This is a genomic window from Ralstonia sp. ASV6 (genome assembly GCF_016429285.1).
Lineage (GTDB): Bacteria > Pseudomonadota > Gammaproteobacteria > Burkholderiales > Burkholderiaceae > Ralstonia > Ralstonia flaminis.
On the sequence record NZ_JAELUI010000098.1, the window covers coordinates 1 to 21,317 of the forward strand.

Below are 21,317 nucleotides of genomic sequence, written 5' to 3' on the forward strand. Positions count from 1 at the left end.
GTGGTGACCAAGCTCGACGCCGAAGGCATCCGTCTCTCGCACATCGACGTGGGCGGCGGCCTGGGCATCACCTACACCGACGAGACGCCGCCGGATATCACCGCCTTCGCACGCACGCTGCTGGACCGTGTCGAACAGCGCGGCTTTGGCGATCGGACCGTACTGTTCGAGCCGGGCCGCTCACTGGTGGGCAACGCTGGCCTGCTGCTCACCCGTGTCGAATACCTCAAGCCGGGTGCATCCAAGAACTTCTGCATTGTCGATGCGGCGATGAACGATCTGGCCCGCCCCGCGATGTACGAGGCGTATCACCACATCGTTGCGGTGCGCGAAGGCGAAAGCGCACCGGTCATCTACGACGTGGTCGGCCCGGTGTGCGAGTCGGGCGACTGGCTTGGCCGTGATCGCTCACTGGCCGTGCAGGCCGGCGATCTGCTGGCGATCCTGTCGGCCGGCGCCTATGGCTTCACGATGAGCTCGAACTACAACACGCGCAATCGTGCAGCGGAAGTCATCGTTGATGGCGACAAGGTGCACTTGGCGCGTGAACGTGAGCGCTTTGAAGACCAGATCCGCGGCGAGCATCTGTTCCCGGCATAGAGCCGCATCACCGCAAAGAAAAAGCCTCGCAATTGCGAGGCTTTTTCTTTGGCGATCCCGCGCCGATCAATCACGCGCAGGCATCGCGCCGCCAGCCATGCTGGCCTGCCGCGCGCCACGCCATGCCCACCACACGCGCAACCCCAGCAGCACCGCCATCACCGCAGCGTAGATCGACACCTCAGCAAAGTCGTGCTTGCCGGCCTTGTGCCACCAATAGTGCAGGATACCGAGCACGCCCGTCACGTACACGAGACGGTGCAGCCACTGCCAGCGCTTGCCGCCCAGCCGCTTGACCATCGCGTTGGTGGACGTCGCCGCCAGCGGAATCATCAGCACAAAGGCCGCAAAACCCACCGTGATGAACGGGCGCTTGACGATGTCCTTCAGCATCGACGCCGGATCGAGCCCGCGATCCACCAGCAGCCAGATCAGGAAGTGGATCGTGCCGTAGAAGAACGTGTATAGGCCCAGCATGCGGCGGATGCGGATCAGCCAGTTCATGCCGGTGATGCGACGCAGCGGCGTAATGGCCAGCGTGCAGCACAGCAGCACCAGCGTCCAAGTGCCGGTCGAGCGCGTGACGAACTCCAGCGGATTCGGCCCGAACTGATCGGTTGCGCCCAGGAAGACGATGCGCAGGAACGGCACGAGCGCCACCAGCCACACGGCAACCTTCATCACGCGCAGTTGCTTGGGCGACAGCATGGGCGGCAGCAGTTTCATAGTGCCCTCAGAAGTTCTTGCGCAGATCCATGCCTGCGTAGAGCGGTGCAACCTGGTCGTAGCCGTTGAACATCAGCGTCTTGCGCTTGGGCGCGAACAGACCACCGAAGCCGCCCTTGTCCTCGCCGATGCGGCGCTCGGTGGCCTGGCTCCAGCGCGGGTGATCCACGGTCGGGTTCACGTTGGAGTAGAAGCCGTACTCATTGGACGCCGCAATGTTCCAGCTCGTCGGCGGCTGCTTGTCGACAAAGCGGATCTTGACGATCGACTTGGCGCTCTTGAAGCCGTACTTCCACGGCACGATCACACGCACCGGCGCGCCATTCTGGTTCGGCAGCACCTGGCCGTAGAGGCCGAAGGTGAGCAGCGCGAGCGGGTGCATCGCCTCGTCCAGGCGCAGGCCCTCGCTGTACGGCCACTCCAGCACCGGGCTGGTGACGCCGGGCATCTGCCGTTTGTCCGCCAGCGAAATGAACTGGATGTACTTGGCACTGCCCTGCGGCTCCACCCGCTTGATCAGTTCGGCCAGCGGAAAGCCCACCCACGGAATCACCATCGACCAGCCCTCGACGCAGCGCAGGCGGTAGACGCGCTCTTCCATCGGTGCGAGCTTCATCAGGTCGTCCAGGTCGTAGGTTTTGGGCGACTTCACCAGCCCCTCCACGCTGACTTGCCAGGGGCGCGGCCGCAGTGTGCCGGCGTAGCGTGCCGGGTCGGACTTGTCGGTGCCGAACTCGTAGAAGTTGTTGTACGTGGTGACCTGGTCGTACGGCGTAGCCTTCTCGACCGTGGTGTAGGCCGGGTTCGGCTTGGCGGCCAGCTTGGCCAGCGGCGCATTGGCGGCGAACGCCTCGCGGGATGCCCACGGCGCCAGCGTTGCGCCAGCCGCGCCCATGGCAGCAGCGGCCAGGAAGCGACGGCGCTGCTCGAAGATGTGCTGCGGGGTGATCTCGCTGGCGGGGATGTCTTCACCGCGCAGCCAGCGGTCGGTCTTGATCAGCATGATCAGTGGTCCTCGTTATGCGGGAGTCTGGCTCCCATGGTCCTTGGTCGCGCCAGCGCCGGCTACCTGACAGCGCGCGGCGAAAAATCTCTGCAGCGCTATTCCTTACGCTCAGACGCCCCGGTGAACTCGCTGTACTGGTGGAAAACCGTCTGCGCCACTTCCAGCAACTGCGCTCGCGCCAGCGGCCCAGACACCGCAAACCCCAACCCGTGATCAGCCCAGTAAAACGCCATCGGCTGCGGGTGATCGACCGCTGGGTGGATTGCCTGCAGCACACGGTTGTCTGGCGTCAGCGTTTCCAGACGGAAGCCGGTGTCGCGATTGTTCGGCATGCGCCGCAACTGCACGGAGATGCGCGTGCCGTCTGGTCCTTCGTACATCAGCATGGCCGTGGGCATATCCGCCGATACGGTCTGACGCCCACCGATCAGCCGGTAGCCGAGCGGCGTCAGGTCGGGGATGTGCAGTTGCGCATCCAGTCGCCGCGACAGCCATGTGACGAGATGGGCCTCTTCGTTGGCTGGCACCTCCACCATATGCTTCGACTCAGGCGAGTAGACGACGTGCGATACAAGCGCGTCGCTGGCGAAACGTTGCATCGGCACGGTGTGCTCCAAAGCACCCCGGCTGAGCCAGCCCGCGCCGGTACCGATCATCAGGCAAGCCACGCTCAGCGCAAGCGCACTCCAGCCACGCATCGCGCCAAAGCCGCGCGCAGGCTGCGGTTGCTGCGCAGCGGCCAGAATGGCCGCCGGAATGCGCCGCGGGGGTACCGGCTCGTTGAGCAGCGGATCCAGCACGCGATGGAGCTGCGCATCGGTCTTGCGCCAGCCGGCCACCTCGGCGGCGGCACCGGGGTGCGCGGCAAGGTACGCCTCCACGGCGGCACGGCGTGCAGCGGCCAGGCGGCCATCGGCGTAAGCGTGGAGCTCGTCGATGTGGATGGCGGTGTGGGAAACATCGGCAGACATGGTCGGCCTCACTTCACTCGGTGCAGCGTGGTACTGCCATCACCGGAAGCCCCCGGCGCGGTGGACACCCCGTCCAGCGCTACACGCATCCGCTCGCGCGCCCGCGACAGGCGCGACATCACCGTGCCCAGCGGAACACCGAGCACATCAGCAGCTTCCTTGTAGGCGAGCTGCTCCAGCCCGACGAGCAACAGCACGGCGCGTTGATCCTCCGGCAGCGCAGCCAGCGCGCGCAGCAGATCACGGCGCAGGCCGGGGTCCTCGTCGACGGGGATGTCGGGCGGTGTGTCGGTCAGGTCAATCCGATCCGGCCGGCGCACGGCGTTCAGATGGAGGCGATGCATGATGGTCAACAGCCATGCGAACAGCCCGTCGCTCTCGCCGCTTCCGCTGAACCCTGCGCCAAACCTCGGGCGCAACTGGAAACGCCAGCGGTAGCGCCAAGCCCGTTCCAGCGTGTCCTGCACGAGATCGTCGGCGCGGGTGGCGTCACCCACCAGGCCGCGGGCGTGACGGCGCAAGCGCGGCGTCAGCGCGATCAGGCGGCCGGCAAGGTCGGTCATGAAGCGCGGGCAGTCAGGCGGCGGTGCTTACGGCTTGGCCACGTGCCAGACGTTCATGAAACCGTCGCCAGTCTGGTCGCCGGGCATCTTGTCCTTGCTCCAGAGGTACAGCGGCTTGCCGTGGTAGGCCCACTGCTTCTTGCCGTCGTCGCGGGTGATGATGGTGTAGTCGCCCGACGGCTGATCGGCATCATTGGCAGCCAGCGCCGGCCAGTTGTCGGCACACTTGCCGTTGCAGGCGCTCTTGCCGGCCGTAGCATCACGATCGAACGTGTACAGCGTCATGCCGTGCGCGTCGGTGAGCGTGCCGTTGGTCACCTTCACGGCCATCGGCGTGGACATCCCCATGCCCATGGCGCTGCAACCGGCCAAGCCGAGTGCGGCAAGCGCCACGGCACCGGCAAGCGCCAGGCGTGCGTTGGACAACAGGGAGGAAGTTGCGGACTGGCTCATTTTGTTCTCCTTGGGTGGGAGGGGCGCGACGCGGGGAAAGATGAGGCGCCCTCACAGAGCAGTAAACACGCTAGGCGCGTCTTTATTCCAGTCCGCTGAGAATTTTTTGTGACTTAGAGTTCGCCGTAGCTGTGCAAGCCCGACAGGAACATGTTCACCCCCAGGAAGGCGAAGGTCGTGACCAGCAGGCCGATCAGCGCCCACCACGCCGCCATGCGGCCACGCAGGCCCTTCATGAGGCGCATATGCAGCCAGGCGGCATAGTTCAGCCAGACGATCAGCGCCCAGGTCTCCTTCGGGTCCCAGCTCCAGTAGCCGCCCCAGGCATCTGCTGCCCACAGCGCGCCCAGGATCGTGGCGATGGTGAAGAACGCAAAGCCAACGGTGATGGCCTTGTACATCACGTCATCCAGCACTTCGAGCGACGGCAGGCGGTCCGCCAGAATGCCGTGCTCCTTGAGCAGGTAAGCCGCGCCCACCATCGCGGCCAGCGCAAACGTGCCGTAGCCAATGAAGTTGGCCGGTACGTGAATCTTCATCCACCAACTCTGCAGCGCCGGCACCAGCGGCTGGATCTCCTGCGCACCTCGCGACACCGTGTACCACAGCAGAAAGCCCACCGCCGCCGACACCACCAGCATCACGAACGGACCCAGCGCGCGCGTCTTGTAGCGCTGCTCGTAGTACAGGTAGAACAGCGACGTGATCAGCGTGAAGAGGATGAAAACTTCATAGAGGTTCGAGATGGGAATGTGCCCGATGTCCGCCCCCACCAGGTAGGACTCATACCAGCGCACCAGCATGCCGGTCAGCCCCAGCACCACAGCGGCCCAGCACAGCTTGCTGCCGATCGAACTGCCCGCCTCCCAACGCAGCGCCAACCCTGCCCAGAAAAACAGTGTGGACAGGAAGATCAGCGCACTCATCCACAGGATGGCCGACTGGCTGGCGAGGAAATACTTGAGGAAGAAAGCGTGCTCGGCGCGGGCGAGTTCGGGGCCGTTCGCACCGCTGTACTGCGAGATACCGAACAGCGACAGCACCGCAATGCCGATCATCAGGACCCGCACCGGCTTCCACGTCCAGCCCAGCCATGCGAAGGCGGGGACGGCCGCGACGAGAATGCCGCGCTCGTAGCCATCCATATAGGCGCCGTAGCGCGAGAACGCATAGCCTGCGCCGGCAGCCAGCAACACGGCAAACAGCCAGTCAAACCAGCCCAGCCGGCGGAAATACGACGGGCGCTGTAGCGCACCCAGATCAGCGCTCGCCACAGACGTTTGGGGAGGATTGGTCGCTTCCATCACCTGCTCACTTCATTGGTTTGGGGTCGGTGTCTGCTGCACTGGCAGCACCGGAGATAGCGGGGGCGCCCGTCACGGCGCGAACATCTTGCTTGAGGCGCTCGAACTCGCGGTCGAAGTCGAGCGTGCGGCGCATGGTCGACATGGCGGTCAGCACATGTGCGCCGGAGGTGCTTTCGTTGGCCTGACCGGATTGCGGTCGGATCCACAGCCACCAGCGGCGCTCCCGTACATAGAACATCGAGAACACACCCAGCACCAGCAGCAACGACCCAAGATACACGATGTTCTTGCCCGGCGCACGCGTGAGCTGGAACACACTGGCCTGCACCTGCTGGAAGTCGGCAAGCTGCAGATACACAGGTGCGCCGTAGAAAACTTTGTCCGACAGCGAGTTGATGGCGGTCTGCAGCCACTGGCTGCTCGTCGCATCGACAGTGGGCGCGGGCAGGCCATCCTGCGCGCGGGCCAGTTGCCACAACTCCCACATCGCGCTGTTGATGATCTTCATCAGCACGTCGGCGGCCCTCTCGCGCTCACCTTCGGGCACAGACTTTTGCAGGAAGGTGGCGATGGCGGCAAAACCACCCTGCGCTTCGGCAGGGGCATCCTTCAGATCTGCAGCGGCGCCGGCAAACAGGTCGAGCGCGCGGCGGGCGCTGTCGGTCAGTTGGCTACGCAGTGCGGCGCGATCGTCGCCAGGCATGGAGAGCAGCGCAAAGCGGCGTGCCGCCTCCGCACGCATCGCCGGGTTCTGCAGCGCAGCGCGCAGGCGCATCCAATCGTTCACCGTGCCTTGCGCATCCGCCGGGATACGCAGATAGCGGAACGGCTCATCCGGCTGCGCGCGCATGCCAGCCAGGAACACCGATTGCCCATCCAGCGTGACTGGCAGCATGTAGTTGCTGAACTCGCGCGCCTGGCCGTTTGCATCGCGCAGCTTGTACTGCACCGAGGGGCCGACGTTGCGCAGGTCGCGGTCGTGGGTCATCTTGGTGACGTTGCCCAGCTCAGCGCGTAGGCCCGTGTCATTGCCGCCCTTCTTGCCGACACCGCGCGCGTCTGGCTTGCCGGAGGCGTCCGTCACCGTCTCGATGTTCATCAGGCGGAAGTCGGTGAACTCAACCGTGTAACCCGCACCGTGGCCGGTCAACTTGGTGTCCTGGCCAACCACGCCGGACAGCGTGAACGTCTTGGCGTCGCCCCCCAGCATCGGGAAGCCGGTCAGCTTGAGCTTGGAGCCGCCGTCTTCAAAGCTCGATTGGTAGATCGCCACGCCGTCATACACGAACGGCTTGTTCACCTCGACACGCGCGTCAACCTGCTTGCCGGTGCGGCGGTCAGTCACGACGATATCGCTGGCGAACAGCTTGGGCATGCCGGTCGAGTAATGCTCAACGGTAAACTTCTTGAGCGTGATCATGAACGGCAGGTCCTGGATCAGCGCGCCATCGGCAATATTCAGGATCGCCGTGCTGACGGTCGAACCTTCCGGCACAAACGCATTGCCCCGGAAGCCCGGGTTGGAGACCGAAAGCCGGTGCTCCGGCCCGATCTCGCTGATGACCGCATTGCCCTTGATGGGCGACTTGCCACCAAACCACATCTGCATGCGGATCATCATGTCGCCGTCAAGCAGCCCGCCAATGCAGATGATGACGATGGCCGCGTGCGCCAGGATGTAGCCGATCTTGTTGCCGGCGCCGGCCTTGGCCGTGATGAGCGTGGCCCCGCCGTCGCGCGAGAACGCCTTGATGCGAAAGCCCCGGTTCTGCGCCAGCGCGGCCAGGCGTGCCGTCACGGTGGCCATATCGGCTGGCGTGTCGAATTCGTCCTTGTGATGGAACGCGCGCAGGCTGCCCTCGCGCACGTTCTCGCGCCAGGCGCGCATGTCGGCCAGCATCTTGGGCGCATTGCGCACGATGCACAGCGAGGTCGACACCACCAAAAACGCCAGGATCAGCAGGAACCACCACGCGCTGTACACCGTGGGCAGCGTCAGCGAGCGGAACACCTCTGCCCAGAACGGCCCGAACTGGTTGACGTAGTTCGGGTACGGCTCGTTCTGCTTGAGCACGGTGCCGATCACGCTGGCGATGGCGATGACCGTCAGCAAGCTGATCGCAAAGCGCATCGACGACAGCAGTTCGACCGTCTCGCGCAGCGCGCGACGGCCGGAACGAATCTGGACGCCGGAAGTGGAGGCAGAAGAGATGCGCGAAGACATGCGAAGACAGCCTGTTCAGAAACGAAAACAGGGCGGCGAGGCTAGGGCCTCCGCCACCCTGTTCTTCTTATGGATTGTGCGACCGCCACATGACGGTCGGGTGCGGCAGATTAACGCAGGCCAGCGACGTAGTCGGCCACAGCCTTGATCTGATCGGCCGTCATGCGGTTGGCCAGATCGTGCATCTGCACGCTGTTCTTGCGCGTGCCGCTCTGGAACGCCACCAGTTGCGCCTCGGTGTACTCAGAGAACTGACCCGCAATACGCGGATACTGCGCCGGAATGCCGGCACCGGTCGGGCCATGGCAGCCTGCGCAGGCCGCAATGCCGCGCTTGGCGTCACCGCCACGATACAGCTTCTGGCCCAGCTCGATGGTGTCTTTGCTCTTGGCCGAACCTGGCTTCCAGGCCGCCTGCTTGCCCAGGTAGGCGCCAATGTCCTTCATGTCCTGATCGGACAGCGCACCCGCGTACAGCGACATGACCGCATGGTTACGTTCGGTCTTGGCCTTGAAATCCTTGAGTTGCTTCTCGATGTATTCAGCGTGCTGACCCGCCAGCTTCGGGTTGACGTTCATTGCGCTGTTGCCACCGGCACCGTGGCAGCTCGTACAGGCCGGCACGCCATTGGCGGGAACACCGGTGTTGAAGAGCGTTTCGCCGCGTGCAGCGTCGGCTTTGGCGACTTTTTGCTCTTCGGCGTGGGCCACGGAGAAGGCCGAAGCCAGGGACAGCGCTGCGACAGCAAGAACGTTCGCGATGCGGTTCATTCGCACACCTTGTTTAGATTGTTTTCGAATGCTGCGTGCGCCGCCCAATGCCGGACCCTGCGGCGCCGGGCATCCCCTTCTCCTTGTACCGGATTCGCGCATGAAAACGGACCGGCCCGGGCCTCGGGGCGGTCCTGCGACGGATCTGGTGGGGACGTCCGTAAACCGGCGTATTGTACAATAACACCTCTGCAATGCGACCTCGCGGCGCAGCAACCACGCAGTTCTGAACTGCAGTCTACAGGCACTGCCGCGCATGTCGCTCCTGCATCAAGCCCGTTTCTTTACCACCGTCAATCATTTGCGTGATTTACCGGCGACCGCCGTGCCCGAAGTCGCGTTTGCGGGCCGCTCCAACGCAGGCAAGTCCACCGCGATCAACATCCTGTGCAACCAGAAGCGGCTGGCCTTCTCCAGTAAGACGCCCGGGCGCACACAGCACATCAACTACTTCTCGGTGATGCCGGCCAAAGCGGAAGATCCGCTCGGCTTCCTGGTCGACCTGCCCGGCTACGGCTACGCCGAAGCGCCCGGCGAAACCAAATCGCACTGGGTCCACCTGCTGGGCGACTATGTCCAGGCTCGCCAGCAACTCGCCGGCCTGGTCATCATGATGGATGCGCGCCGCCCCTTTACCGACCTCGATTGCCAGATGGTCGAGTGGTTCCTGCCGACGGGCAAGCCGATCCACGTGCTGCTCACCAAGGCCGACAAGCTGACCAACAACGATGCGTCGCGCGCGCTGATGGCAGCACGCAAGGTGCTGAAAGACTACCAAGCGCAGATCGAGGGTGACGTTTCACTCACGGTGCAGCTGTTCTCCAGCCTGAAGCGTCGCGGCATCGAAGAGGCGCAGCGAATTGTCGCAGGCTGGCTGTGCCTGCCCGAAGCCTTGGAGCCAGCCGCACAACCCGCCGAGCAGGCAAAAAAAACCCCGTCGCCAAACGCGCAACGGGGGTAACGACCCCATCGAGCCATCGATGGGAACCCGCGTCAGGGAGGAGCCGCGGGGGACGCTGCACCAGCGTCGCCGGCGCATTGTCCGTGCATAGGATGGATAATCGCCACGAAAGTTTTCAAACTTCACAGTGTGTTCTTAGAGTCCGCTGACATGACCGCAAGCTTCCCCGACCATCGCCCGCGCCGCATGCGCCGCGATGACTTCTCCCGCCGCATGATGCGCGAGTCGCGCCTGACGGCCGATGACCTGATCTACCCCGTTTTCATTCTGGAAGGCACCAATGTGCGCCAGGCCGTGCCGTCGATGCCGGGTGTCGAGCGCGTGTCGGTTGATGTGCTGCTGGGCGTGGCCGAGCAGTGCGTGCAGCTGGGCATTCCGGTGCTGGCGCTGTTCCCCGTGATCGAGCCGTCAATCAAGACGCCGGACGGCATCGAGGCGACCAACCCTGAAGGCCTGATTCCGCGTGCAGTGAAGGCGCTCAAGGCACGCTTCCCGGAACTCGGCATCCTGACCGACGTGGCGCTCGACCCTTACACGAGCCACGGCCAGGACGGCGTGCTCGATGCCAACGGTTATGTGCTGAACGAAGAGACGGTCGAGATCCTGACCGCCCAGGCGCTGGTGCAGGCTGCAGCGGGCGTGGACATCGTCGCGCCGTCGGACATGATGGACGGCCGCATCGGCGCGATCCGCATGGCGCTGGAAAACGACGACCACATCTACACGCGCATCATGGCGTACGCGGCCAAGTACGCGTCGGCGTTCTACGGCCCGTTCCGGGATGCGGTGGGCTCAGCCGCTAATCTGGGCAAGGGCAACAAGATGACCTACCAGATGGACCCGGCCAACTCGGATGAGGCGCTGCGCGAAGTGGCGCTCGACATCGCCGAAGGTGCCGACATGGTGATGGTCAAGCCCGGCATGCCGTACCTCGACATCGTGCGCCGCGTGAAGGATGAGTTCCGCTTCCCGACCTACGTCTACCAGGTCAGCGGTGAATACGCGATGCTGAAAGCCGCCGCGCAGAACGGCTGGCTGGATCACGACAAGGTCGTGCTGGAATCGCTGCTGGCGTTCAAGCGTGCCGGTGCGAACGGCATCCTGACGTACTTCGCACTGGACGCCGCCCGCTTGCTGCGCGGCTGATCAGGTGGAGGTTTTCGCCGCCTGTGCCGCGCCCAGCGCGCGGCGCAGGCTGGCGAGGAAGGTGTCGGCGCGCTCGAAGCCGACCACGCGGGCCTGCACCTCACGACCCTGCGCATCAAAGAAGATCGTACCCGGTGGCCCGAACAAGCCGAAGCGCTTGAGCAGCGCCTGGTCATCCGGATTGTTCGCCGTCACGTCGGCCTGCAGCAGCACCACATCGGCGAGCGCCGCGCGCACCCGCGCATCGGCAAAGGTCAGGCGCTCCATTTCCTTGCAGCTCACGCACCAGTCGGCGTAGAAGTCGAGCATGACTGCGCGCCCCGACGCGCTGGCGTTGCGCACCTCGGCGTCGAGTTCGTCCGTACTCTTCACACGCTTGAAGGTCAGATCGTGCGCCCCGGCTTGCGTGGATGCACCGGTCGACGCGCGCAGCACGCCGGCCAACGGTTGCAGCGGATCACGCCCACCTGCGGCCACGCCCACCAGTTGCGCCGCACCCGCCAGCGCCAGCACCACGCCCACCACCTTGCCCAGGCGCTGCACATTGCCCGCGCCGTCTGGCAGCGAATCGAACGTCCGCAGAAACACCGCCGCGCCGATCAGCAACACGGCCCAGGCCACCATTGCAGCCCACGCTGGCAGCACCGGTTGCACGATGTACAGAGCCACGGCCAGCAGGATGAAACCGAAGATCGCTTTGGTGACGGTCAACCAATGCCCCGAGCGCGGCAGCAGATTGCCGGCGCCCACGCCCACCAGAATCAGCGGCACACCCATCCCCATGGACAGTGCAAACAGCGCTGTGCCGCCCGTTGCCGCATTACCGGTCTGTGCGATATAGGCCAGCGCGCCCGCCAACGGTGCCGTCACGCACGGTGAAACAATCAGCGCGGACAGCGCGCCCATGACGGCAGCCCCAATCATCTGACCACCGCTCAGTTTGTTGGACGCCTGCGTCAAGCGGTGATGCCATGACGCCGGCAGTTGCAGTTCGTACAGGCCAAACATCGACAAGGACAGTAGCGCAATCAGCAACGCAAACGCGCCCAATACCCAAGGGTTCTGCAAAGCAGCCTGAAGACCCTGCCCCGCCAAGCCCGCCGCTACGCCAAGCGCGGTATAGACCGTCGCCATCCCCAGCACATATGCCACCGACACCAACGCCGCACGCATGCGCGTGGCATGCTCGCCCACCACAATGGCCGAGATGATCGGCAACATGGGCAGCACGCACGGTGTGAATGTCAGCAGCAAACCAAAGCCGAAGAACAGCAACGCGATCGCCCCAAGGTTACCGCTGCCCAGCGTGCTGGCGATGCGGCCAAGCTTGTCCTCGGAGGAGGACTCGGCCCCATTGACTACCGCGGCAGCTGGTGCCGTCGGCACACTCGACACAGAGGCCGGCTCCACCTGGAAGCGGCTCTTCATCGGCGGATAGCACAACCCCTGGTCCGCACAGCCTTGTGACGTGACGATCAGCGTAAACGGTGTCGATGCGTCTTGCGCCTTCACGTGGAAGACGAGCTCATGGCGATAGGTCTCGACCTCCTTGTTGAAGTTCTCGTCGTGCTTCACCTTGCCTGCGGGCAGCTCAAGTGGCGCGAACGTGACTGTTGCTGGATCCGCGGCCACAGCCAAGCGCTCACGGTACATGTAATAACTGTCGGCAATGGCGAACTTGACCTCGACAGTCTGTCCATCAAGCTGCTTGGCTGAAAAGCGGAACGCCTGCTCGGGCGCCAGGAAATCGTCTGCAGCGTACGCCGGCGCGCGTAGCATCAGCACAGCGACCAGCAGCATCAGCAGCTGCAGCACACGCCGCATCGGCAAGGGCAAAGAAAAGGTCATATCAACGGCAATCTAACTTCAAACAGAAGGCGGCCGAGTCTCGCCAGCCACCCACGCAAGATACGCCGGCAAGCCCACAGTTACCGGCATGGCGATGATCTCAGGCACCTCGTAAGGATGCGCCTTGCGCAACACCGCCTCGAGCACGGGATACGTCGCGCGCGTGGTCTTGATCAACAGCGGAATCTCGGTCGCCTGTTCGATGGCGCCATTCCACCAGTATGTCGATGCGCAGGCCGGCAAGCGATTGACGCACGCGGCCAACCGAGATTCGAGCACGACTTTGGTCACACGGTCGGCGCTATCGGCGTCCGGCAGATTGGTCAGCACCAGCAGCACATCGGTTCCGGCAGACATGGAAACTCCACAGATGCGCCCCAATGGCTAGATCGCCGAGCGCTGACAACAAAAAAGCCAGGATGCGAATCCTGGCTTCATTGTAATGCGCGCTGAAACGCGCACTTTCGGCTCATCCAGCGCGACGACGTGTCGCACCGGCAAACCTCAGCTGATCTTACTCAGCGGCTTCGGCGTCCACAGCCTCGGCAACTTCCGGACGGTCCAGCAGCTCGACCAGTGCCATCGGCGCATTGTCGCCCTGACGGAAGCCGAACTTCAGGATACGGGTGTAGCCACCCGGACGGGTCGCGAAACGCGGGCCCAGTTCCGTGAACAGCTTGGTGACCATATCGCGGTCGCGCAGACGTGCGAAAGCCAGACGGCGGTTAGCAACGGTGTCCTTCTTGGCCAGCGTGATCAGCGGCTCGACAACCTTGCGCAGTTCCTTGGCCTTCGGCAGCGTGGTCTTGATCAGCTCATGCTGCAGCAGCGAGTTGGACATGTTGCGCAGCATCGCGAGACGGTGCGACGAGGTGCGGTTCAGTTTCCGCAAACCATGACGGTGACGCATGATGATTCCTTCTTAAGAGTGTTTGACCAGCTCTTCTATCACCCCTTGCGAGGTGCGGGCCGGTAGCTCCAACAATAGGCCGCTCAGACAGCAACGGCGGGAAAACCGGCCGATGCACACGCACCGGCCGACAACTTGCAATTACTTCTCGAGACCTGCGGGCGGCCAGTTCTCGAGCTTCATGCCGAGCGTCAGGCCACGCGAAGCGAGAACTTCCTTGATCTCGTTGAGCGACTTGCGACCCAGGTTCGGGGTCTTGAGCAGCTCGTTTTCGGTACGCTGGATCAGGTCGCCGATGTAGTAGATGTTTTCGGCCTTCAGGCAGTTGGCCGAACGCACCGTCAGCTCCAGATCGTCCACCGGGCGCAGCAGGATCGGATCGATCTGCGGTGCGCGGGCGGCGGCGGCCTCAGCGGCGCTCTCGGTGCCTTCCAGTGCGGCGAACACCGACAGTTGATCCACCAGAATACGAGCCGACTGGCGGATCGCTTCTTCCGGCGAGATCACGCCGTTGGTTTCGATGTTCATCACCAGCTTATCGAGGTCGGTACGCTGTTCCACACGAGCGGACTCAACGGCGTACGACACGCGGCGCACCGGCGCGAACGACGCGTCCAGCACGATGCGGCCGATGACCTTGCTCGACTCATCGCCGAACTTGCGCACGTTGCCTGGCACGTAACCACGGCCTTGCTCGACCTTCAGTTGCAGATCCAGCTTGCCACCAGCCGACAGGTTGGCGATAACATGACCCGGGTTGATGATCTCGACATCGTGCGGCAGCTCGATATCGGCGGCAGTCACCACACCTTCGCCTTCCTTGCGCAGCGACACCGTGACTTCATCACGGTTGTGCAGCTTGAACACCACGCCCTTCAGGTTCAGCAGCAGGTTGACGACGTCTTCTTGCACGCCATCAATGGTGGAATATTCGTGGACGACCCCAGCGATTGTGACTTCGGTCGGGGCATAGCCGACCATCGACGACAGCAGCACGCGGCGCAGCGCGTTACCGAGCGTGTGGCCGTAGCCGCGCTCGAACGGTTCCATGACGACCTTCGCGTGATGATCGCCAAGCGGCTCAACCGCAATAATTTTGGGCTTCAGGAGTGCTGTTTGCATGTAGGTTGTCCTATTTCAATACCCTCGGCTCGTTACACCGATAAGGCTGACGGATTGGACCGGAGAGATTCCGTCGCGTCTACCGCGACGGAAGACGCGCGTGCCGCAATCGCGTTGCGGCACGTAAAGACTCGGCTTGCTACGGCGCCCAAACAAGACCGGCGCACGAACACAATTTTGTTGACGATGAGCGTCCCCAAAAAGCGCAAGAAGCCCGCACCTTTCGGCACGGGCATCGTCATTAACGCGAATACAATTCGACGATCAGGCTTTCGTTGATATCGCCAGCGATATCGGCGCGGTCCGGGGCTTGCTTGAAGGTGCCTTCCATCTTCTTGGCATCCACAGCTACCCAGGTCGGGAAGCCGGTCTGCTCAGCCAGCGTCAGCGATTCAGCGATACGCACTTGCTTCTTCGACTTTTCGCGGATGGCAATCACATCGCCCGACTTGATCTGAGCCGACGGCACGTTCAGTGCTTGACCGTTCACCAGAATCGCCTTGTGCGACACCAGCTGACGCGCTTCAGCGCGGGTCGAGCCGAAGCCCATGCGATAGACGACGTTGTCCAGGCGCGATTCCAGCAGTTGCAGCAGGGTTTCACCCGTGTTGCCCTTGCGGCGGTCGGCTTCAGCGAAGTAGCGGCGGAATTGACGCTCCAGCACGCCGTAGATGCGCTTGACCTTCTGCTTTTCGCGCAGTTGGTTGCCGTAGTCGGAGGTGCGAGCACCGGAAGTGCGACCGTGCTGGCCAGGCTTGCTGTCCAGCTTGCACTTGTCGGCGAGCGAGCGACGTGCGCTCTTCAAGAAAAGGTCAGTACCTTCGCGGCGAGACAGTTTCGCCTTGGGGCCGGTATAGCGTGCCACGTTGCGTTCCTTCGTTATCAGTCATCCACAGCTTGAACTCTGCGGATGGTCCGCCAGCGCTTCCACAATCGGAACGAGGCGAACGGTGGGCTTATGAAAAGACGAAACCCGCCTTCCAGAAAAATCCGGAAGACAGGCAAGCGGGCGAGTATAGCACCCGCAGACCGACCTCGCCAGTAACTGGCGTGGCCGGTCGAATCACTTAGATGCGACGACGCTTCGGCGGGCGGCAGCCGTTATGCGGCACCGGCGTCACGTCTTCGATCACCTGGATCTTGATACCCAGGTTGTTCAGTGCACGCACGGCCGACTCACGACCCGGGCCCGGGCCCTTGATGCGCACTTCCAAGTTCTTGATGCCTTGGTCCTGCGCCACGCGGCCAGCACTTTCAGCAGCCACCTGAGCGGCGAACGGCGTCGACTTGCGCGAGCCCTTGAAGCCCTGGCCGCCAGACGTTGCCCACGACAGAGCATTGCCCTGACGGTCGGTGATCGTGATGATCGTGTTGTTGAACGACGCGTGAACGTGCGCGATGCCGTCGGCGACGTTCTTGCGAACCTTCTTGCGCGCGCGCTGGGCGGCGGTATTCGCTGCTTTTGCCATAGTTCCTATCCTTTACCCGACGGATTACTTCTTGAGCGCGACGCCGGCCTTGCGCGGACCCTTACGGGTACGGGCATTGGTGCGGGTACGCTGACCGCGCATCGGCAGGCCCTTGCGATGACGCACGCCACGGTAGCAGCCCAGGTCCATCAGGCGCTTGATGTTCATCGTCGTTTCACGGCGCAGATCGCCTTCGACGGTGAACTTGTTGACTTCGTCACGCAGCTTTTCGAGGTCAGCGTCCGTCAGGTCCTTGACCTTCTTGTTGGTCGGGACACCGGTGGCTTCGCAAATCTTCTGAGCGCGCGAGCGGCCGATACCGTACACAGCCGTCAGGCCGATCACGGTATGTTGGTGATTGGGGATGTTGACCCCTGCGATACGTGCCATTCGTCAATCCTCTTTGCGAAATTAGCCTTGGCGCTGCTTATGACGCGGGTCCGACGAGCAGATCACACGCACCACGCCCTTGCGCTTGATGATTTTGCAGTTGCGGCAAATGCGCTTAACAGAAGCCAGCACTTTCATGATTTTCCTCTTCCTTCAATTCCAGTCCGCTCACTTCGCCCGGAATACGATGCGCGCGCGGGACAGATCATACGGGGTCAATTCGACCGTCACCTTGTCCCCGGGCAGGATGCGGATGTAATGCATCCGCATCCTGCCGGAAATATGGCCTAACACTACGTGGCCGTTCTCTAGCTTGACGCGAAACGTAGCGTTGGGAAGGTTTTCCAGCACCTCACCCTGCATCTGAATCACGTCGTCTTTAGCCATGTCTCTTTAGCTTCGTGCGACCGCTCTTTTTAACGGAGCGTCAGGTTGCCCTTGAAATTCGCCTTCTTCATCAAAGACTCGTACTGCTGAGACATCACGTAGGACTGCACTTGCGCCATGAAGTCCATCGTGACCACCACGATGATCAACAGCGACGTCCCACCAAAGTAGAACGGCACGTTCCAGCGCAGCACCAAGAACTCCGGCAACAGACACACCAGCGTGATGTAGATCGCACCCGCCAGGGTCAAACGCACCAGAATCTTGTCGATATACCGCGTGGTTTGTTCGCCCGGACGGATGCCCGGAATGAACGCCCCACTCTTCTTCAGGTTATCTGCCACTTCGCGGCTGTTATAAACCAGCGCCGTGTAAAAGAAACAGAAGAAGATGATCGCTGCCGCATACAACAGGATGTACACCGGCTGACCCGGCGACAGCGTTGCTGCCAGGTCCTTGACGAAACGGGTGACCGGATTCGTCGAGTTGCCAGCTGTAAACCAGCCCGCGATCGTAGCCGGGAACAGAATGATCGACGACGCAAAGATCGGCGGAATCACCCCAGCCATATTCAACTTCAGCGGCAAATGCGACGACTGACCGCCATAAATCTTGTTACCAACCTGCCGCTTGGCGTAGTTGACGAGGATCTTGCGTTGGCCGCGTTCAATGAACACCACCACGAAAGTCACCGCACCAATGATCGCCACCACCAGGATCGCTGAGAAAATCCCCATCGATCCCGTGCGCACCAACTCGAACAGCCCGCCGATGGCATTGGGCAGTCCCGCCGCGATCCCGCCAAAGATGATGATCGAGATCCCGTTGCCCAGACCGCGCTCGGTAATCTGCTCACCCAGCCACATCAGGAACATCGTGCCCGTCACCAGCGTGATTACTGCGGTCGCTCGGAACATCAGACCCGGATCCAGAACCAGACCCGGCTGTGCTTCGAGTGCCACTGCAATCCCAAGCGCCTGGAACGTCGCCAGGAGGACCGTACCGTAGCGCGTGTACTGCGTAATCTTGCGCTGGCCGGCTTGGCCTTCCTTCTTGAGCGATTCCAGTTGCGGCAGCACGATCGTCAGTAGCTGCATGATGATCGACGCCGAAATATACGGCATGATCCCCAGCGCAAACACCGTGAACCGCGACAGCGCGCCACCGGAGAACAGGTTGAACATCCCGAGGATGCCACCCGACTGCCGTTGGAAAAGCTGCGCCAGTTGATCCGGATCGATGCCAGGCACAGGAATGTGCGCGCCAATCCGATACACCAGCAGTGCCAGGACCAGGAACACCAACCGACGGCGAAGATCGCCGTACTTGGCCGTGTTCTTGGCCTGGGCCATCACATTAGGTTTCGCCGTGGCCAAACGGATGCTCCGTCAGTGTGAAACAGCAGGCTATTAGGCCAGCGAGCCACCGGCCGCTTCGATTGCGGCCTTCGCCCCAGCCGTTGCGCCCAGGCCCTTCAGAACCACTTTCTTGTCGATCTCGCCCGACAGGATCACCTTGGCGCTCTTGACCATCTCGCCAACGAGGCCGGCTTGCTTGAGGGACAGCAGATCGATTTCCTCGATCGGCAGGCCCGCCAAGTCGCCCAGACGCACTTCAGCGGTGAATTCCTTGGTCAGCGAGGTGAAACCACGCTTGGGCAGACGACGATACAGGGGCATCTGGCCGCCTTCGAAGCCGACCTTGTGGAAACCACCCGAACGCGACTTCTGACCCTTGTGACCACGACCAGCCGTCTTGCCCAGGCCCGAACCAATACCGCGACCAACGCGGCGCTTGGCATGCTTGGAGCCGGCCGCCGGCTTCAGGTTATTCAGTTGCATGTTCTTCTCCGTCTTGCCTTAGCCGATGACCTTGACCAGGTAGGACACCTTGTTGATCATGCCGCGCACTGCCGGCGTGTCCTGCAATTCGGACACCGAGTTCATGCGGCGCAGGCCCAGACCACGCACCGTGGCGCGGTGGTCTTCGCGCGTACCGATCAGGCTACGCACGAGTTGGACTTTCACGGTTTTCTGCGACATATCGTTCACCTATCCCTTCGGCTTAGCCGAGGATCTCTTCGACCGACTTGCCACGCTTGGCAGCAATTTCAGCCGGGGTGCTCATCTTGCGCAGGCCGTCCAGCGTTGCGCGCACCATGTTGTAAGGATTGGTCGAACCGTGCGACTTGGTCACGATGTTCGTCACGCCCATCACTTCGAAGATGGCGCGCATCGGGCCGCCGGCGATCACGCCAGTACCGTCCTTCGCAGGCATCATTTGCACCTTAGCGGCGCCATGCTTGCCAACCACTTCGTGCTGCAGCGTACCGTTCTTGAGCGGGACCTTGACCATCTTGCGACGGGCTTCGTCCATTGCCTTCTGCACGGCCACGGGCACTTCCTTAGCCTTGCCCTTGCCCATGCCGATACGGCCATCGCCGTCGCCGACCACGGTCAGAGCAGCGAAGCCGAGAATCCGGCCGCCCTTGACCACCTTGGTCACGCGGTTGACCGCGATCATCTTCTCGCGAAGACCGTCGTCGCGTTCGTCCCCTTGGACCTTAGGTTGAATTTTTGCCATGACGATATCCTCTATGCCGGCTTAGAACTTCAGGCCAGCTTCGCGTGCCGCGTCAGCCAGTGCCTTCACGCGACCGTGATAACGGAAACCCGAGCGATCGAACGCCACGGCTTCGATGCCCGCAGCCTTCGCCTTCTCAGCAATACGCTTACCCACCAGGGTGGCAGCCGCGGTGTTGCCACCGTTGCCGTTCAGCTCCTTGCGGACTTCGGCTTCTGCCGTCGAGGCCGCAGCCAGAACCTTCGTGCCGTCTTCCGAGAAGACCTGCGCGTAGATGTGCAGGTTAGTACGGTGCACAGCCAGGCGAGCAACGTTCAGCTCCGCAATCTTCAGGCGGGTCTGACGTGCACGGCGCAAACGCGAGTCATTTTTGTTCATGATGTGCACCCTTACTTCTTCTTGGTTTCCTTCAGGATCACACGCTCATCGGCGTAGCGCACACCCTTGCCCTTGTAGGGCTCAGGCGGACGATAGCCACGCACTTCAGCGGCGACCTGACCAACTTTCTGCTTGTCCGAACCCTTGATGATGATTTCGGTTTGCGTCGGCGTTTCCGCCTTCACGCCTTCCGGCATCTCATGGATCACGTCGTGCGAGAAACCGAGCTGCAGCTTCAGGGCAGTACCCTGAACCGAAGCACGATAACCCACGCCGACCAGGTTCAGCTTGCGCTCAAAGCCCGTTGTCACACCCTTGACCATGTTGGCCGTCAGGGCGCGCATCGTACCTTGCAGCGCATTGGCTTCACGCGACTCATTTGCCGGCACGAACGTGATCGTGCCGTTGTCGGTGTTGACCTTGACCAGCTCGTGGATCGGCTGCGACAGGGTACCCAGCGGGCCCTTGACGGTCAGCAGACCACCAGCGAAATTGACTTCGGCGCCCTTGGGCAGCGCGATGGGAGCCTTACCTACGCGAGACATGGTTCCCCTCCCTTAGGCGACGTAGCAAATGACTTCGCCACCGACACCGGTTGCGCGCGCGCGGCGGTCCGTCATCAGACCCTGCGGGGTCGAGATGATGGCAACGCCCAGGCCGTTCATCACTTGCGGGATTTCGTTACGGCCCTTGTACACACGCAGACCAGGCTTCGAGACGCGCTCCAGGCGCTCGATGACCGGACGGCCAGCGTAGTACTTCAGACCAATCGTCAGCGTGGACTTGCCACCCTGCTCGGTCACGGCGAATTCGTCGATGTAGCCTTCGTCCTTCAGGACTTTGGCGATTGCCACCTTCAGCTTCGACGACGGCATGACCACCGACGCTTTTTCCACCGCTTGCGCGTTGCGGATACGCGTCAGCATATCGGCGATCGGATCGCTCATGCTCATAGTGTTTCTCCTGTAGCCTGTGCGTGATTACCAGCTGGCTTTCGTCAGACCCGGGATTTCGCCCTTGAAGGCGATCTCACGGAGCTTGTTACGCGCCAGGCCAAACTTGCGGAACGTACCGCGGGGACGACCAGTGATCGAGCAGCGGTTGCGCTGACGAGTCGGGTTCGCGTTGCGCGGCAGTGCTTGCAGCTTCAGGCGCGCTTCGTAACGCTCTTCTTCCGACTTGCTTTGGTCTGCCACGATGGCTTCGAGAGCGGCGCGCTTCTCAGCGTACTTGGCCACGAGCTTGGCACGCTTCTTCTCGCGTTCGATCAGAGACAATTTAGCCACGGTAACCCCTTAATTACGGAACGGGAACTTGAACGCATTGAGGAGTGCCTTCGCTTCCTCATCGTTCTTCGCAGTCGTCGTGATGCTGATGTTCAGACCACGGAGTGCGTCGATCTTGTCGTACTCGATTTCGGGGAAAATGATCTGCTCTTTCACACCGATGTTGTAGTTGCCACGACCGTCGAACGCCTTACCCGACACACCGCGGAAGTCACGC

General features: G+C 62.4%; 27 protein-coding genes and 2 pseudogenes. 3 read left to right on the top strand and 26 right to left on the bottom strand.

Annotated features, from left to right (window positions below):
• Positions 1-600 (top strand): annotated as a pseudogene (locus tag JHD73_RS18695) (diaminopimelate decarboxylase); the annotation flags it as partial.
• 66 nt (positions 601-666) lie between these two features.
• Here JHD73_RS18695 and msrQ read toward each other — a convergent pair.
• From msrQ to JHD73_RS18735, 8 genes are all read right to left on the bottom strand, one after another.
• The gene (msrQ, locus tag JHD73_RS18700) at positions 667-1,326 is read right to left on the bottom strand and encodes a protein-methionine-sulfoxide reductase heme-binding subunit MsrQ (RefSeq protein WP_199031748.1); all 660 of its coding nucleotides are present in this window, start codon (positions 1,324-1,326) and stop codon (positions 667-669) included.
• A 7-nt stretch (positions 1,327-1,333) separates the two neighbouring features.
• Complete coding sequence (gene msrP / locus JHD73_RS18705) at positions 1,334-2,329, bottom strand: protein-methionine-sulfoxide reductase catalytic subunit MsrP (protein WP_199031749.1); 996 nt, start codon at positions 2,327-2,329, stop codon at positions 1,334-1,336.
• A 98-nt stretch (positions 2,330-2,427) separates the two neighbouring features.
• Positions 2,428-3,303 (bottom strand): anti-sigma factor, encoded by an 876-nt coding sequence (locus tag JHD73_RS18710; RefSeq protein WP_199031750.1) that lies wholly within the window; start codon positions 3,301-3,303, stop codon positions 2,428-2,430.
• Positions 3,304-3,311: 8 nt separating this feature from the next.
• Complete coding sequence (locus JHD73_RS18715; protein WP_199031751.1) at positions 3,312-3,866, bottom strand: RNA polymerase sigma factor; 555 nt, start codon at positions 3,864-3,866, stop codon at positions 3,312-3,314.
• A gap of 27 nt (positions 3,867-3,893) precedes the next feature.
• A complete protein-coding gene (locus JHD73_RS18720) occupies positions 3,894-4,319 on the bottom strand; it encodes an ATP-binding protein (protein WP_199031752.1) in 426 nt (141 codons plus the stop codon).
• Positions 4,320-4,432: 113 nt separating this feature from the next.
• On the bottom strand, positions 4,433-5,623 hold the full coding sequence (ccsB, locus tag JHD73_RS18725) for a c-type cytochrome biogenesis protein CcsB (RefSeq protein ID WP_199031753.1): 1,191 nt from the start codon (positions 5,621-5,623) through the stop codon (positions 4,433-4,435).
• Positions 5,624-5,630: 7 nt separating this feature from the next.
• A complete protein-coding gene (locus JHD73_RS18730) occupies positions 5,631-7,838 on the bottom strand; it encodes a cytochrome c biogenesis protein ResB (protein WP_199031761.1) in 2,208 nt (735 codons plus the stop codon).
• 122 nt (positions 7,839-7,960) lie between these two features.
• Entirely contained in the window at positions 7,961-8,620 is a 660-nt protein-coding gene (locus JHD73_RS18735; RefSeq protein WP_199031754.1) for a cytochrome c, read from the bottom strand.
• Positions 8,621-8,876: 256 nt separating this feature from the next.
• Here JHD73_RS18735 and yihA point away from each other — a divergent pair, with 256 nt between their 5' ends.
• Both yihA and hemB read left to right on the top strand, forming a co-directional pair.
• On the top strand, positions 8,877-9,581 hold the full coding sequence (gene yihA, locus JHD73_RS18740; RefSeq protein WP_199031755.1) for a ribosome biogenesis GTP-binding protein YihA/YsxC: 705 nt from the start codon (positions 8,877-8,879) through the stop codon (positions 9,579-9,581).
• A 150-nt stretch (positions 9,582-9,731) separates the two neighbouring features.
• Positions 9,732-10,727, top strand: coding sequence for a porphobilinogen synthase (gene hemB / locus JHD73_RS18745; RefSeq protein ID WP_199031756.1), 996 nt, complete (start codon positions 9,732-9,734; stop codon positions 10,725-10,727).
• Here the strand turns inward: hemB and dsbD are convergent, their stop codons facing one another.
• From dsbD to JHD73_RS18835, 18 genes and pseudogenes are all read right to left on the bottom strand, one after another.
• Positions 10,728-12,575: a protein-disulfide reductase DsbD gene (dsbD, locus tag JHD73_RS18750; RefSeq protein ID WP_199031757.1), complete on the bottom strand. Its 1,848-nt coding sequence runs from the start codon at positions 12,573-12,575 to the stop codon at positions 10,728-10,730.
• Positions 12,576-12,593: 18 nt separating this feature from the next.
• Positions 12,594-12,932, bottom strand: coding sequence for a divalent-cation tolerance protein CutA (gene cutA / locus JHD73_RS18755; RefSeq protein WP_199031758.1), 339 nt, complete (start codon positions 12,930-12,932; stop codon positions 12,594-12,596).
• Positions 12,933-13,089: 157 nt separating this feature from the next.
• On the bottom strand, positions 13,090-13,485 hold the full coding sequence (rplQ, locus tag JHD73_RS18760; protein WP_031330213.1) for a 50S ribosomal protein L17: 396 nt from the start codon (positions 13,483-13,485) through the stop codon (positions 13,090-13,092).
• A gap of 141 nt (positions 13,486-13,626) precedes the next feature.
• On the bottom strand, positions 13,627-14,607 hold the full coding sequence (gene rpoA, locus JHD73_RS18765; RefSeq protein WP_004634508.1) for a DNA-directed RNA polymerase subunit alpha: 981 nt from the start codon (positions 14,605-14,607) through the stop codon (positions 13,627-13,629).
• Between the two features lie 241 nt (positions 14,608-14,848).
• Complete coding sequence (gene rpsD, locus JHD73_RS18770; protein ID WP_199031759.1) at positions 14,849-15,472, bottom strand: 30S ribosomal protein S4; 624 nt, start codon at positions 15,470-15,472, stop codon at positions 14,849-14,851.
• 202 nt (positions 15,473-15,674) lie between these two features.
• Positions 15,675-16,076 carry a 30S ribosomal protein S11 gene (gene rpsK, locus JHD73_RS18775; RefSeq protein WP_011002900.1) on the bottom strand — a complete coding sequence of 134 codons (402 nt, stop codon included), beginning with the start codon at positions 16,074-16,076 and terminating at the stop codon, positions 15,675-15,677.
• A 24-nt stretch (positions 16,077-16,100) separates the two neighbouring features.
• Positions 16,101-16,466 carry a 30S ribosomal protein S13 gene (gene rpsM / locus JHD73_RS18780; protein ID WP_039598709.1) on the bottom strand — a complete coding sequence of 122 codons (366 nt, stop codon included), beginning with the start codon at positions 16,464-16,466 and terminating at the stop codon, positions 16,101-16,103.
• Between the two features lie 21 nt (positions 16,467-16,487).
• Positions 16,488-16,604: a 50S ribosomal protein L36 gene (gene rpmJ, locus JHD73_RS18785; RefSeq protein WP_003264141.1), complete on the bottom strand. Its 117-nt coding sequence runs from the start codon at positions 16,602-16,604 to the stop codon at positions 16,488-16,490.
• Positions 16,605-16,634: 30 nt separating this feature from the next.
• Positions 16,635-16,853 (bottom strand): translation initiation factor IF-1, encoded by a 219-nt coding sequence (gene infA / locus JHD73_RS18790; protein ID WP_039559157.1) that lies wholly within the window; start codon positions 16,851-16,853, stop codon positions 16,635-16,637.
• A 29-nt stretch (positions 16,854-16,882) separates the two neighbouring features.
• A complete protein-coding gene (gene secY / locus JHD73_RS18795; RefSeq protein ID WP_021197573.1) occupies positions 16,883-18,205 on the bottom strand; it encodes a preprotein translocase subunit SecY in 1,323 nt (440 codons plus the stop codon).
• 57 nt (positions 18,206-18,262) lie between these two features.
• Positions 18,263-18,694 (bottom strand): 50S ribosomal protein L15, encoded by a 432-nt coding sequence (rplO, locus tag JHD73_RS18800; RefSeq protein ID WP_021197574.1) that lies wholly within the window; start codon positions 18,692-18,694, stop codon positions 18,263-18,265.
• Positions 18,695-18,712: 18 nt separating this feature from the next.
• Complete coding sequence (gene rpmD / locus JHD73_RS18805; protein ID WP_003264137.1) at positions 18,713-18,895, bottom strand: 50S ribosomal protein L30; 183 nt, start codon at positions 18,893-18,895, stop codon at positions 18,713-18,715.
• Positions 18,896-18,917: 22 nt separating this feature from the next.
• Positions 18,918-19,436 carry a 30S ribosomal protein S5 gene (rpsE, locus tag JHD73_RS18810; protein ID WP_013211230.1) on the bottom strand — a complete coding sequence of 173 codons (519 nt, stop codon included), beginning with the start codon at positions 19,434-19,436 and terminating at the stop codon, positions 18,918-18,920.
• 21 nt (positions 19,437-19,457) lie between these two features.
• Positions 19,458-19,814: a 50S ribosomal protein L18 gene (gene rplR, locus JHD73_RS18815; RefSeq protein WP_021197575.1), complete on the bottom strand. Its 357-nt coding sequence runs from the start codon at positions 19,812-19,814 to the stop codon at positions 19,458-19,460.
• A gap of 11 nt (positions 19,815-19,825) precedes the next feature.
• Positions 19,826-20,359: a 50S ribosomal protein L6 gene (gene rplF / locus JHD73_RS18820; protein WP_199031760.1), complete on the bottom strand. Its 534-nt coding sequence runs from the start codon at positions 20,357-20,359 to the stop codon at positions 19,826-19,828.
• A 12-nt stretch (positions 20,360-20,371) separates the two neighbouring features.
• Positions 20,372-20,767, bottom strand: a complete 396-nt coding sequence (gene rpsH, locus JHD73_RS18825) for a 30S ribosomal protein S8 (RefSeq protein WP_004634489.1) — start codon at positions 20,765-20,767, stop codon at positions 20,372-20,374.
• 27 nt (positions 20,768-20,794) lie between these two features.
• The gene (gene rpsN / locus JHD73_RS18830; RefSeq protein WP_004634486.1) at positions 20,795-21,100 is read right to left on the bottom strand and encodes a 30S ribosomal protein S14; all 306 of its coding nucleotides are present in this window, start codon (positions 21,098-21,100) and stop codon (positions 20,795-20,797) included.
• A 9-nt stretch (positions 21,101-21,109) separates the two neighbouring features.
• Positions 21,110-21,317: pseudogene (locus tag JHD73_RS18835) on the bottom strand (50S ribosomal protein L5); the annotation flags it as partial.